7 protein-coding genes, 8 tRNA genes and 3 rRNA genes are annotated in these 13,928 nt (G+C 45.5%); 6 read left to right on the top strand and 12 right to left on the bottom strand.

Going from position 1 to position 13,928, the window contains the following annotated elements; all coding sequences use genetic code 11:
- Nucleotides 1–7: 7 nt before the first annotated feature.
- The 11 genes from BkAM31D_RS21775 to BkAM31D_RS21825 form a co-directional block, all read right to left on the bottom strand.
- Nucleotides 8–84, bottom strand: a tRNA-Pro gene (locus BkAM31D_RS21775).
- A 4-nt stretch (nt 85–88) separates the two neighbouring features.
- Nucleotides 89–165 (bottom strand) — tRNA-Arg (locus BkAM31D_RS21780).
- Nucleotides 166–175: 10 nt separating this feature from the next.
- Nucleotides 176–264 (bottom strand) — tRNA-Leu (locus tag BkAM31D_RS21785).
- A gap of 17 nt (nt 265–281) precedes the next feature.
- Nucleotides 282–356: transfer RNA gene (locus BkAM31D_RS21790), tRNA-Gly, on the bottom strand.
- Nucleotides 357–360: 4 nt separating this feature from the next.
- A tRNA-Gln gene (locus BkAM31D_RS21795) sits at nt 361–435 on the bottom strand.
- 29 nt (nt 436–464) lie between these two features.
- A tRNA-Ser gene (locus tag BkAM31D_RS21800) sits at nt 465–557 on the bottom strand.
- A 9-nt stretch (nt 558–566) separates the two neighbouring features.
- A tRNA-Met gene (locus BkAM31D_RS21805) sits at nt 567–643 on the bottom strand.
- Between the two features lie 22 nt (nt 644–665).
- Nucleotides 666–741: transfer RNA gene (locus tag BkAM31D_RS21810), tRNA-Ala, on the bottom strand.
- Between the two features lie 46 nt (nt 742–787).
- A 5S ribosomal RNA gene (gene rrf, locus BkAM31D_RS21815) occupies nt 788–903 on the bottom strand.
- A gap of 62 nt (nt 904–965) precedes the next feature.
- Nucleotides 966–3,901, bottom strand: a 23S ribosomal RNA gene (locus BkAM31D_RS21820).
- A gap of 377 nt (nt 3,902–4,278) precedes the next feature.
- A 16S ribosomal RNA gene (locus tag BkAM31D_RS21825) occupies nt 4,279–5,832 on the bottom strand.
- The 16S, 23S and 5S rRNA genes sit together here with 8 tRNA genes alongside, the layout of an rRNA operon.
- Nucleotides 5,833–6,442: 610 nt before the next feature.
- On the opposite strand from BkAM31D_RS21825, the gene BkAM31D_RS21830 reads away from it, so the two are divergent.
- The 4 genes from BkAM31D_RS21830 (at nt 6,443) to BkAM31D_RS21845 (ending at nt 10,920) form a co-directional block, all read left to right on the top strand.
- A complete protein-coding gene (locus BkAM31D_RS21830; RefSeq protein ID WP_066154566.1) occupies nt 6,443–7,936 on the top strand; it encodes a spore germination protein in 1,494 nt (497 codons plus the stop codon).
- Entirely contained in the window at nt 7,933–9,027 is a 1,095-nt protein-coding gene (locus BkAM31D_RS21835; RefSeq protein WP_066154567.1) for a GerAB/ArcD/ProY family transporter, read from the top strand. Before BkAM31D_RS21830 ends, BkAM31D_RS21835 begins: the two co-directional genes overlap by 4 nt.
- Nucleotides 9,024–10,244, top strand: coding sequence for a Ger(x)C family spore germination protein (locus BkAM31D_RS21840; RefSeq protein WP_066154569.1), 1,221 nt, complete (start codon nt 9,024–9,026; stop codon nt 10,242–10,244). The genes BkAM31D_RS21835 and BkAM31D_RS21840 overlap by 4 nt, the downstream gene beginning before the upstream one ends.
- Nucleotides 10,245–10,377: 133 nt before the next feature.
- Entirely contained in the window at nt 10,378–10,920 is a 543-nt protein-coding gene (locus tag BkAM31D_RS21845; RefSeq protein ID WP_066154573.1) for a PepSY domain-containing protein, read from the top strand.
- A gap of 42 nt (nt 10,921–10,962) precedes the next feature.
- On the opposite strand, the gene BkAM31D_RS21850 is transcribed toward BkAM31D_RS21845, so the two are convergent.
- Nucleotides 10,963–11,541: a TetR/AcrR family transcriptional regulator gene (locus BkAM31D_RS21850; protein ID WP_066154576.1), complete on the bottom strand. Its 579-nt coding sequence runs from the start codon at nt 11,539–11,541 to the stop codon at nt 10,963–10,965.
- A gap of 149 nt (nt 11,542–11,690) precedes the next feature.
- On the opposite strand from BkAM31D_RS21850, the gene BkAM31D_RS21855 reads away from it, so the two are divergent.
- Entirely contained in the window at nt 11,691–12,608 is a 918-nt protein-coding gene (locus BkAM31D_RS21855) for a DsbA family protein (protein ID WP_066154579.1), read from the top strand.
- 161 nt (nt 12,609–12,769) lie between these two features.
- Nucleotides 12,770–13,612, top strand: coding sequence for a nuclease-related domain-containing protein (locus tag BkAM31D_RS21860; RefSeq protein WP_084372196.1), 843 nt, complete (start codon nt 12,770–12,772; stop codon nt 13,610–13,612).
- Nucleotides 13,613–13,928 lie beyond the last annotated feature (316 nt).

Consider the following 13,928-nt stretch of genomic DNA (forward strand, 5'->3'; position numbering starts at 1 on the left):
GATTTCATGGTCGGGAAGACAGGATTTGAACCTGCGACCCCCTGGTCCCAAACCAGGTGCTCTACCAAGCTGAGCCACTTCCCGTAAATGGCGCGCCCTGAGAGATTCGAACTCCCGACCTTTTGATTCGTAGTCAAACACTCTATCCAGCTGAGCTAAGGGCGCTAAATATATATGGTGCCGAGGGCCGGACTTGAACCGGCACGGTAGTCACCTACCGCAGGATTTTAAGTCCTGTGTGTCTGCCAATTCCACCACCCCGGCACAGGAAACAAACAATATGGAGCGGAAGACGAGATTCGAACTCGCGACCCCCACCTTGGCAAGGTGGTGTTCTACCACTGAACTACTTCCGCAAAATGGCTGGGCTAGCTGGATTCGAACCAACGCATGACGGAATCAAAATCCGTTGCCTTACCGCTTGGCGATAGCCCAATAGTAAAAACTTGTCCATTTAAAAAATATGGCGGAGGAAGAGGGATTCGAACCCCCGCGCGGTTTAACCCGCCTGTCGGTTTTCAAGACCGATCCCTTCAGCCGGACTTGGGTATTCCTCCGAATGATTATGGTAGCGGCGGAGGGGATCGAACCCCCGACCTCACGGGTATGAACCGTACGCTCTAGCCAGCTGAGCTACACCGCCAAACTATCTAATTTACTATATATGGTGGAGCCTAGCGGGATCGAACCGCTGACCTCCTGCGTGCAAGGCAGGCGCTCTCCCAGCTGAGCTAAGGCCCCAAGTGACAAAATAAATTTGGACTAACAAGGTTAGTCCAAATATAAAGCCTGGCAACGTCCTACTCTCACAGGGGGAAGCCCCCAACTACCATCGGCGCAGAAGAGCTTAACGACCGTGTTCGGCATGGGAACGGGTGTGACCTCTTCGCTATCGCCACCAGACTTATTTAAGAGAAATGGTTCTCTCAAAACTAGATAATGCGTAATAGAAACTCAAGAATATATTGGATAAGTCCTCGACCGATTAGTATCTGTCAGCTCCACGTGTCGCCACGCTTCCACACCAGACCTATCAACCTCATCATCTCTAAGGGGTCTTACTGGATTAACTCCATGGGAAATCTCATCTTGAGGGGGCTTCATGCTTAGATGCTTTCAGCACTTATCCCGTCCACACGTAGCTACCCAGCTATGCTCCTGGCGGAACAACTGGTACACCAGCGGTGTGTCCATCCCGGTCCTCTCGTACTAAGGACAGCTCCTCTCAAATTTCCTACGCCCGCGACGGATAGGGACCGAACTGTCTCACGACGTTCTGAACCCAGCTCGCGTACCGCTTTAATGGGCGAACAGCCCAACCCTTGGACCTACTTCAGCCCCAGGATGCGATGAGCCGACATCGAGGTGCCAAACCTCCCCGTCGATGTGGACTCTTGGGGGAGATAAGCCTGTTATCCCCAGGGTAGCTTTTATCCGTTGAGCGATGGCCCTTCCATGCGGAACCACCGGATCACTAAGCCCGACTTTCGTCCCTGCTCGACTTGTAGGTCTCGCAGTCAAGCTCCCTTTTGCCTTTGCACTCTACGAATGATTTCCAACCATTCTGAGGGAACCTTTGGGCGCCTCCGTTACTGTTTAGGAGGCGACCGCCCCAGTCAAACTGCCCACCTGACACTGTCCCTGAACCGGATCACGGCTCGAGGTTAGAATGTCAGCACAGTCAGGGTAGTATCCCACCGACGCCTCCACGTAAGCTGGCGCTCACGCTTCCAAGGCTCCTACCTATCCTGTACAAACTGTACCAACATCCAATATCAAGCTACAGTAAAGCTCCATGGGGTCTTTCCGTCCTGTCGCGGGTAACCTGCATCTTCACAGGTACTATAATTTCACCGGGTCTCTCGTTGAGACAGTATCCAAATCGTTACACCATTCGTGCGGGTCGGAACTTACCCGACAAGGAATTTCGCTACCTTAGGACCGTTATAGTTACGGCCGCCGTTTACTGGGGCTTCAATTCAGAGCTTCTCCCAAAGGATAACCCCTCCTCTTAACCTTCCAGCACCGGGCAGGTGTCAGCCCCTATACTTCGCCTTGCGGCTTCGCAGAGACCTGTGTTTTTGCTAAACAGTCGCTTGGATCTTTTCACTGCGGCTCTCTCGGGCTTGCACCCTAATAGAGCACCCCTTCTCCCAAAGTTACGGGGTCATTTTGCCGAGTTCCTTAACGAGAGTTCTCCCGAGCGTCTTAGAATTCTCTTCTCGCCTACCTGTGTCGGTTTGCGGTACGGGCACCTCTCACCTCGCTAGAGGCTTTTCTAGGCAGTGTAGGATCAGGAACTTCGGTACTAATATTTCCCTCGCCATCACAGCTCAGCCTTTATGGAAAGCGGATTTGCCTACTTTCCAGCCTAACTGCTTGGACGCGCATATCCATCAGCGCGCTTACCCTACCTTTCTGCGTCCCCCCATTGCTCAAACGGTGAGGAGGTGGTACAGGAATTTCAACCTGTTGTCCATCGCCTACGCCTTTCGGCCTCGGCTTAGGTCCCGACTGACCCTGAGCGGACGAGCCTTCCTCAGGAAACCTTGGGCTTTCGACGGAGGGGATTCTCACCCCTCACTCGCTACTCATACCGGCATTCTCACTTCTAAGCGCTCCACCAGTCCTCTCGGTCTGACTTCGCTGCACTTAGAACGCTCCCCTACCACTGACACCAGAAGGTGTCAATCCATAGCTTCGGTGATACGTTTAGCCCCGGTACATTTTCGGCGCAGAGTCACTCGACCAGTGAGCTATTACGCACTCTTTAAATGGTGGCTGCTTCTAAGCCAACATCCTGGTTGTCTGGGCAACTCCACATCCTTTTCCACTTAACGTATACTTTGGGACCTTAGCTGATGGTCTGGGCTGTTTCCCTCTTGACTACGGATCTTAGCACTCGCAGTCTGACTCCCGAGGATAAGTATTTGGCATTCGGAGTTTGACTGAATTCGGTAATCCTGTGGGGACCCCTAGTCCAATCAGTGCTCTACCTCCAATACTCTTCCCTCGAGGCTAGCCCTAAAGCTATTTCGGGGAGAACCAGCTATTTCCGAGTTCGATTGGCATTTCACCCCTACCCACACCTCATCCCCGCACTTTTCAACGTGCGTGGGTTCGGGCCTCCATTCAGTGTTACCTGAACTTCACCCTGGACATGGGTAGATCACACGGTTTCGGGTCTACGACCACGTACTAATGCGCCCTATTCAGACTCGCTTTCGCTGCGGCTCCGCCTATTCAGCTTAACCTTGCACGGGATCGTAACTCGCCGGTTCATTCTACAAAAGGCACGCTGTCACCCGTAAATGGGCTCCAACTAGTTGTAGGCACACGGTTTCAGGATCTCTTTCACTCCCCTTCCGGGGTGCTTTTCACCTTTCCCTCACGGTACTGGTTCACTATCGGTCACTAGGGAGTATTTAGCCTTGGGAGATGGTCCTCCCGGATTCCGACGGGGTTTCACGTGTCCCGCCGTACTCAGGATACGTCTCGGAGAGACGGGCATTTCGGCTACAGGGCTGTTACCTTATACTGCGGATCTTTCCAGATCGCTTCACCTATGCTCGTCTTTTGTAACTCCGTATGAGACGTCCTACAACCCCAAGAGGCAAGCCTCTTGGTTTGGGCTGTTTCCGTTTCGCTCGCCGCTACTTGGGAAATCGCATTTGCTTTCTCTTCCTCTGGGTACTTAGATGTTTCAGTTCCCCAGGTCTGCCTCCTCATACCCTATGTATTCAGGTATGGGTACCATCCCATTACGGATGGTGGGTTCCCCCATTCGGATATCCTCGGATCAAAGCTTACTTACAGCTCCCCGAGGCGTTTCGCCGTTCGTCGCGTCCTTCTTAGGCTCCTAGTGCCAAGGCATCCACCGTGCGCCCTTTCTAACTTAACCATTTTGGCTGCAGATCTTCTTCGCATTTCTTCGTCAGCTTCGTGGATCTCAGTCATGTCACGTACGGGTGTACGTTCCATTCTTTCGACCACTCGCTTCCTCGAACTACTCGAAGCTCTTTGCCAAAAACGATCTATTTTGAAAAAGTCGTTTTTGAATTCTTGACATGCTCGTTTGATCTTCTCTTATAAATAAGATACCGATAAAACTAACATTGTTTCTATTGCATTATCTAGTTTTCAAAGAACCACAGTCACTAACTTTTTTCTTACAAAGTTAGTTTCTATTAATTGAAGGGAGTTCCTTCAAAACTGAACAAAAGACCAAAGCGTTATATGGTTCTAAAACCATACATCGACTAGAGTATTACTCCATAGAAAGGAGGTGATCCAGCCGCACCTTCCGATACGGCTACCTTGTTACGACTTCACCCCAATCATCTGTCCCACCTTAGGCGGCTAGCTCCCAAAAGGGTTACTCCACCGACTTCGGGTGTTACAAACTCTCGTGGTGTGACGGGCGGTGTGTACAAGGCCCGGGAACGTATTCACCGCGGCATGCTGATCCGCGATTACTAGCAATTCCGGCTTCATGTAGGCGAGTTGCAGCCTACAATCCGAACTGAGAATGGCTTTATGAGATTGGCTCGACCTCGCGGTTTTGCTGCTCTTTGTACCATCCATTGTAGCACGTGTGTAGCCCAGGTCATAAGGGGCATGATGATTTGACGTCATCCCCACCTTCCTCCGGTTTGTCACCGGCAGTCACCTTAGAGTGCCCAACTAAATGCTGGCAACTAAGATCAAGGGTTGCGCTCGTTGCGGGACTTAACCCAACATCTCACGACACGAGCTGACGACAACCATGCACCACCTGTCACTTTGTCCCCGAAGGGGAAAGCCCTATCTCTAGGGTGGTCAAAGGATGTCAAGACCTGGTAAGGTTCTTCGCGTTGCTTCGAATTAAACCACATGCTCCACTGCTTGTGCGGGCCCCCGTCAATTCCTTTGAGTTTCAACCTTGCGGTCGTACTCCCCAGGCGGAGTGCTTAATGTGTTAACTTCGGCACTAAGGGCATCGAAACCCCTAACACCTAGCACTCATCGTTTACGGCGTGGACTACCAGGGTATCTAATCCTGTTTGCTCCCCACGCTTTCGCGCCTCAGCGTCAGTTACAGACCAGAGAGTCGCCTTCGCCACTGGTGTTCCTCCACATATCTACGCATTTCACCGCTACACGTGGAATTCCACTCTCCTCTTCTGTACTCAAGTCTCCCAGTTTCCAATGACCCTCCACGGTTGAGCCGTGGGCTTTCACATCAGACTTAAAAGACCGCCTGCGCGCGCTTTACGCCCAATAATTCCGGACAACGCTTGCCACCTACGTATTACCGCGGCTGCTGGCACGTAGTTAGCCGTGGCTTTCTGGTTAGGTACCGTCAAGGTACCGCCCTATTCGAACGATACTTGTTCTTCCCTAACAACAGAGCTTTACGAACCGAAATCCTTCATCACTCACGCGGCGTTGCTCCGTCAGACTTTCGTCCATTGCGGAAGATTCCCTACTGCTGCCTCCCGTAGGAGTCTGGGCCGTGTCTCAGTCCCAGTGTGGCCGATCACCCTCTCAGGTCGGCTACGCATCGTCGCCTTGGTAAGCCATTACCTTACCAACTAGCTAATGCGCCGCGGGCCCATCCTGTAGTGATAGCCGGAGCCATCTTTTAGTCTAAGACCATGAGGCCTCAGATGTTATCCGGTATTAGCACCGATTTCTCGATGTTATCCCAGTCTACAGGGCAGGTTGCCCACGTGTTACTCACCCGTCCGCCGCTAACGTCATAAGAGCAAGCTCTTAATCAGTCCGCTCGACTTGCATGTATTAGGCACGCCGCCAGCGTTCGTCCTGAGCCAGGATCAAACTCTCCATAAAAGTGTTTGATTTGTGCTCAAATCGTATCGCTAACGATACTTCATTGTGATTTTACGAAATCACTTAAAATTGACGAGATATCATGTATCTCTTTCGCTTGGCTTTTGTTCAGTTTTCAAAGAACTCATTTGCCGCTTGTTACTCTCTCATCAGCGACGTTTACTATCGTAACACAACTTCTTTCTCAACACAACACCTTTTTTAAAAATGTTTTTGTTAATCGTTCGTTGTGTGTGCCGCTCTCTTGGCGACAAATAATAATTTACCACATTTAATATATCCACACAAGTGTTTTTTATAAAAAGTTTTTAATTATTTCATTTCAATCTCGTTTAACCGGCTTCAGAGGTACTTTTTGTGATTGAAATTACTTTCAATCGTCCCCGCTACTTCCATTAAGATTGATTTCAACCTTAATCTTACGTTACTAAATTCCGTTTCCTTCTATATATCTAACACCAACAAGCTCCTCCTACTTCCTTTAACTTACATAGATAGAATAATTAGTAGTCACAACAACCATATTAAAAACACGGATAATGTCATTCTTATCTAGAACCACCAATTAGAAAGCTTCTTTTCCAAGTATACAACAGGAGTGTGTAACAGCATGAGCATAGAAATGGAGAAGTTATCAACTCATTATCATGACAATGTTAAGCGGTTGAAGACTGCATTTTCCTATCCTAATAATGAAGACTTCGTTGTTAGAGAGCTTTCTCTTTCACATCTCAATAAACAAGCAGCCTTTTTTTATCTAAAAGGAACGGTGAAAGAAGACGAGATACAAGAGCAAGTATTCAACCCACTGCTTACAGCGAACGAGCAAATTGATACGGAGCATATTCTGACAGTTTTACAAAACCAATTAACGAAGCCTCCTCAGTTTCATACCAATTTGAATATTCTTATACATAAAATCTTAAATGGCCATACCGTCCTTATCATCGAGGGCAACCTTGAGGCCATCGTACTTCCAACAATGGCGTTTGCTCACCGTACGGTCGGCCAGCCTGAAATTGAAGCCGTATTGAAAGGCCCAAAAGAAGCTTTTCTTGAATCAAGCGATGTGAATCGATCTTTAATTCGTCGTACGATTAAAAATCAACATCTATTAACGGAAACGATTACGATTGGAGACGGATCAACGACTGATGTTTCTCTCATGTATGTCAGTGACCTTGTTGAACCAGCACTTGTTCAGGAAGTAAAAAAACATCTTCAGTCTATTGAGGCAGACTACATTGCCAACTTATCTATTTTAGAACAGTATATCGAGGACAATCCTTATTCACTTGTGCCAACCGTTTTGCTTACAGAACGTCCGGATCGCGCTGCTGCTTTCTTAGATGAAGGTCATATAGTACTGATAATGGATAACTCTCCTGATTGTTTAGTTGCTCCTGTGACATTTTGGTCGTTTTTCCAAACGGCAGAAGATCAGTATCAACGTTTTGCCTTTGGAAATTTGATTCGCATCATTCGGTTACTCGCTTTTTTCATGGCGCTATTTGCTCCGGCTGTTTATTTAGCCACGACGAATTATCACGTCGAGATGATTCCAACTGACCTTCTACTAACGATTAGTTCCAATCGCGGGAACGTGCCACTGCCAGCTGTGTTAGAGCTGGTTCTTGTGGAGATTATGTTTGATGTGATTCGTGAGGCAGGAACGCGGATGCCGAGTAAGGTCGGACCTGTTGTGGCAATTGTCGCTGCTTTTATCGTCAGTTATGCAACGATTACCGCTGGTTTGCTTAGCCCTGTCATCATTTCAGTTGTTGGTATTGCAAGCTTAGCTTCCTACGCAATTCCAACGAATAGCTTCAACTTTGCTGTGCGGATTGCACGCTTTGGCTTTATTGCACTTGCAGCTGTGTTAGGGTTCTTAGGAATTGCTCTAGGTGTCGCAATGAGCATTAGTTATATGTCAACGGTCAAATCTTTCGGTGTTCCTTTTATTTCACCGCTTGCTCCTTACAACCGTTCGTCCAGTGATTTAATTTTCCGTCGCGCGCAGTGGAAACAATGGGTACGCCCGATGAACATTAGTGGCAAGCAACCTGTTAGAGGAAAGAAACCAGAAGGAGGGGCAAATTCATGATTTCACTTGAACAAAAAATTGGAATGAGAGAAGCAACCGCGCTCATTTCATTAACAATCGGATTGAAAATTTCAGACCTGACTCCTTCTGTGCTTTTTCCTTACAGCATGACGGCCACTTGGATGGTACCTATTATCTCAAGTTTCATCATCGTCATTCCGCTTTTATTGCTAGCGGCAGTCCAGCAAAAATATCCGCAAAAAGGGCTGCTTGATTTAATTTATTTTTTAACCGGCAAGTACGTCGGCTTTGTTCTATGTTTCGTGCTTTTGCTGTTCTTTCTTGCAACAACGATTATTTACAGCAGGAACTTTGTAGATATTGTTGGGAGTTTGTATTTTCCTCAAACCCCGCCTACTTTTCTATATGCGGTCATTATGCTCGCTGTTTTCTTGATCGTCACCCGGGGATTAGAAGGGGTCAGTCGTTCAGCATGGCTCGTATTACCTTATTTGCTGATCTCCTTTGCGATTTTACTGCTATTTGTTTGGGGCGATTTAACGTGGGCGAACTTGTTGCCATTCACCGGGTCTGGCATGAGGCAACTGCTCATTGAAGGGACGAAGCACAGTTTTCTTTTTGCAGAACTCTTTCTCCTATTTATACTGGCGCCTTTTATCCGGTCTTATCAGGCAGTAAGAAAAGCAACAATCGTAGGATTTTGCGTTTCATTATTTGCGCTCGTTATTTTTTTCGCTGTCTATATTGCGATGTACAATTACCCTTCAGTTGAACATACTGCATACCCATTTCAACTTTTAACGAGAAGTGTGGATTTAGGACCGATTTTCGGAAACACTGAATCTTTATTTTTAGGATTTTGGGCAATTGCGATGATCGTTCGTCTAGCGATTTATTTATTTGTTACCTTTGCGATTTATTCGTTTGTCATTCGTCCTAAAAAACAAAACTTTCATCTGTTTGTGTTCACAGCATTAATTGTCGCGATTGGTTTAGTACCGGAATCGAACATTGATATTCTTCTTTTTCTACGCGAGAACTGGTTGTATCAATTGAACTGGTACTTGCTACTTGGTATCCCGTTATTAATTTGGGTTGTAGGGCGGTCGAAAAAGGAGGAGCGCGTATGAGGGTTTGGACGCTATCATTGTTACTTCTCTCTTGCCTCTTTGTGTTGAGTGGGTGCTGGGATAAGAAGGAACTAGGAGAATTCGCTTTTCCGGTAGTTATCGGACTTGACCAAGGAGAAGATGATCTTCTTGCTGTTACATTTCAAATTGCCAACCCGCTTGAAGGTGCCTTGCTTAGCGGAGGCGGTACAGAAGATGTTCAACCATCGGAAATCATTACCCTTCATGCTCCTGACTTCTTAACGGCAAGAGATTTAGCAAATATTAAAGTCACAAAAGACATTCATTTCTCTCATATTAAAACCATTGTCGTCAGTGAGCAATTGGCATCATCGCCTACGTTCCCCGATTATATGCAGTTCATTCTCCGTGAACGACAGCTGCGGCGCAATATGAACATTGTCGTCTCAAAGGAAAAGGCATCGGAGTTTATTCGCAATAACCAGCCTCAGCTTGAAAGACGGCCACATAAATTTTTCGAGTTGATGCTTGCTCGGTGGAAACAAACGGGCTTGATGCCAGAAGCGACGGTTAATCGCTTTTTCGAGCGAATGGATGAAGGAGCCGGCCTATTCCTGGCAAACTACGCAACCGCTAGCGAATTTGATCGAGCTTATCGGAACGAAGATGAATATGTCGCGGGCGAAGTAGCGATCGAAGGCGGAAATCCAACGCAAATGATTGGTTCTGCAGTTTTTCGAAATGGCGTAATGATTGGTGCGATCAACGGAGAAGAAACGCGGCACTCCCTTCTTCTTCGCCCCAATACAAAATCAGATAACATGATTGCCTCTTTTGAAGACCCGCTTAGCAAACAGCATCGGGTTAAAACAAGAATGCTAAAAACAAAGCCAACGTCGATTGAGATCGAGCAAGGCAAGAACCAACCAACTGTTACCGTGAAAGTGCCGATAACAATAGAAGTTCTAGGAATCCCTAGTCGAATTGATTATGTTGAAAACAGCGAGAACCGAAAATTGTTGAAAGCCGCAATTGAAAAGCAATTACAAAGTAAATCAACTGACCTCATCTCCTTGATGAAACGAAAATATAAAGATGAGCCATTTCAGTGGAATCTTACGGTCCGAAGCATGTTCGTCACATGGCCGCAGTACGAGCAATACGACTGGCCTTCTCAGTTTCAAAAGGCAAAGGTAAACGTAAGTTACGAGGTTGAAATCACGAGGTTCGGGCTGCAGTTGAAACCTTCGGAATAATAGTTAAAAACGTGTTGGTAAAATTTCTTAGCAATGCGTTAAAACCTTCTATTCTCATCAAATTCTAATCTTTCTCTTATTTCCCTTTTAAAACGGTGCGTGTATACTCAGTGAATGGATGAGGAGGGGTGACATGAATAAGAAATTGCAATTGATTTTAGTTACAGGATTGCTGGTAGCTGGTGCAACATTAGCAGGAGCTAGTATAAAGAATAGCGGTGAAACACTTGTTCAAGATTCAGAGACTGTCCTAACTAGAGAAGAAGCAACGGACATTGCCATAGCGTTAACAGGTGGCGAGGTAACCGAAATGAAGTTTAATGAAGAGAATGCTCACTTCGAATTTGAACTAAACGTAGAAGGTGGCGACGCAAAAGTCACGATTGATGCTGTTACAGGGGAAATCGTTGAACTAGAAGCGGCAAAGAAAAAGCCACAAAACTCAGCTGATTCTAATTATGTATCTTCTTACCCCGAACAAGAAAAGCTACTCGAATTAGAGAACGCTTATGACCTACAAGTAGAGGTAGTAACGGATAACGTAGGAAAACGGGTCCTTTTATTTGTTGATAGCAAAGGTCAAACGAAATACAAATCGATTTTTGTGAAGACAACAGATCATCTTAAGATTATTGAAATCAACCAAGGGTTGGTGTATAACAGCACTTTGAAATAGAAACAAGAGGGATGTCTTCTGACACACCTTCTTGTTTCTTTATTAAGCACCGTTTTCGTTGTCCGAACCAAAATCAACCCCCTGCATTATCGCCGGAATGACCAATTTAATAAATTGATCGGGAGGGACACTAGCGTCTCTTCGCCATTCAAGTGAAGCGCCGTACATTCCCCAGCTTAACATGGTTGCCCCAATTTTTAAGGCTGGGTCTTGATCGGTTGCATGACGCTTCACTAACATTTTGTAAAAAATCACTTCCAGTTGCTCCCTGATAATTCGAGCGATCGTCTCCTCATAGCCTCGGTGACAACGGGTAGATAGCGAATTTTGAAAGTCGGTAATCGCCTCGAAAATGCTGACAAATGCGTCTTCGTTCAGCTCCCCCTGTTCCAAGGCATGCAGGTCGAACTTTATGAATAACACGTCTGATAGAACGTTTTCCAATAAGTCGTATTTATCTTCAAAATGATAATAGAACGTCGCGCGGTTGATCATCGCCTCCGTGGTAATATCTTTGATCGTAATGTCCTTGAATTCCTTTTTGCTAGAAAGCTCAATAAAAGAATCCATAATTAATTTACGTGTCCGAATAATGCGCGGATCCACTTTCGAGTCAGTCACCTCATTTGTCCCTCCTACTTTTTCAACATTTTGCTTAAAGTGTTGTCTATACGATATATTGCCAAAATGGTTGGTATCCGTCTTCTTTCATATGTCTTATCATGTAATTGTACAACAAAATCAAGGCAATAAAAGGAGAGAACCTTACGATGTCTAATCAAAACATGATGTGCGACCTAGAAACAGGTGTGTGCGGGACAACTGAAGATGGTGAAATGGAAATCATTGATTTCAATCAATCAAAGAAAAAGATTGATCTCTACTATGTAACAGACCCAATCTGTTCCCATTGCTGGGCGCTTGAACCCGTTCTCCGTCGATTTGAACAGCAATATAGCAATTACGTGAAAGTCCATACGGTAATGGGTGGACTATTAGAAAAATGGGACGGCTTTGGTGACACAGCAAACGGCATAGCTAAACCATCTGATGTAGCTGGTCACTGGAGAGAAGTTGGAGAACAGAGCAGAATGCCGATTGACGGGACCCTTTGGTATGACAACCCCGTCCACTCTTCCTATCCTCCTTCTCTCGTCTTTAAAGTCATTCAAAAGCAAGACCCCACTTTAGCTAACGTCTTTTTACGCAGAATCCGTGAAGCTTTGTTTGCCTTTAATCAAAATATCGCTAACGCTTCTGTTCTTATAAATATAGTTAACCAACTCAACCTAAATGGAGAGGCAATTGTGAAAAAAGCCGAACAGTCAAGTGGACAGCAATTACTTAATGAAGACTTCGAACTTGCTGCTAACCTTGGTGTTCGCGGTTTCCCAACCGTCATTTTGGTTAATGAAGAAAACAAAGGAGTCAAAGTTGTCGGCGCACGTCCACTCCAAACCTATGTTGCTGCACTTAAACAATTGCTAGAAAAGGAAGAGCTCCAACCGGACTTACAACCTACTCTTGCAAACTGGTTAAAAGAAGAAAAACTCCTGTTCTCAAAAGAAATTGAAGTGATGTATGACATCGAGCAACAAGACATCGATGCTTTTATCAAGAAGGAGCTATCAACGACCCGCTATCAAATGAAGGACGTTTTAGGAGAGGTTTATTTGACAGCGGAATAATTGGATATAACGCTCGGTGAAGGGACCGGGCGTTAGTATATTTTATATTGTAGATGTATAATAAGATTGGAAGAAACAAAAAGAAAGGATGATAACCATGCCCTTATAAACCACGTAACGAACCACCTCAATTACTTACCCTAAAATCATTAAATACGCGAATGAGTTTGGCTAAAAACGAAAGGCAACACTACTACAACTTGAAAAAGGGATATGAAGGCGAGAAACACTTTGACGCAATGCTAGAAAAGATTTCTTGCGAATGCTTGATCCTAAATGATTTGCTCCTAAAAAAACATAACACCACCTTCCAAGTCGACTCCCTAATCATCTTTCAAGATTCTATTTACATGTTTGAAGTGAAAAATTATGAAGGTGATTATTATTACGAATCAGAAAGACTATACAAGACCCCCAATAACGAAATAAGTAATCCACTTAATCAATTAAATAGAAGCGAATCTCTTATGCGCCAGTTACTCTACGATCTTGGGTACCACCTACCAATTTACGCTAGTGTTATTTTTATTAACCCCGAATTCACGTTATATCAAGCACCGCGTAACCTACCATTTATTTTCCCAACTCAGGTTGAATCAGTACTTAAAAAAATGAAATCTATCCCTTCAAAGTTAAATGAAAAACACAAGATTCTAGCTAACCACCTTATGTCATTACACATAAAAGAATCCCCATTTACACTTGTCCCCCCTTATAATTATGACCAACTACGAAAAGGAATCACCTGCGCCAAATGTTCCTCGCTTTCCAACACCGTTGCAGGCAACCTCTGTATCTGTAAGCAATGTGGCTACGAAGAAGTGGTTGCCACTGCCGTCATGCGAAATATAAAAGAATTTAAGCTTCTATTCCCCAACCAAAAAATCACTACCTCTATTATTCATGACTGGTGTAAAGTAGTCGATTCTAAAAAAAGGATCAAAAGAATATTAGAAAAAAACTTTACGATAGTCGGGGTACACCGGTGGGCCTATTATGAATAGTACTCTCATTGTACTTAATGAGATCCCCTTGTTTTCTTGGGAGAGTGTCCTTTATCTTTTCTCTCGGACACTCCTTCCCCTTTTTCCTCAATATTTGTCCCTTAGATCCTCTCTCTCGGACGGACACTCCTTCTCCTTCTTCCTCAATATCTGTCCCTTAGATCCTCTCTCTCGGACACTCCGTCCCCTTTTTACTCAATACTTGTCCCTTAGAACCCCTCTCTCGGACACTCCTTCTCCTTCTTCCTCAATATCTGTCCCTTAGATCCTCTCTCTTGGACATCCCTTCTCCTTTTCCCTCGAAATTTGTCCCTTA

Source organism: Halalkalibacter krulwichiae (assembly GCF_002109385.1).
GTDB classification, from domain to species: Bacteria; Bacillota; Bacilli; order Bacillales; family Bacillaceae_D; genus Halalkalibacter; species Halalkalibacter krulwichiae.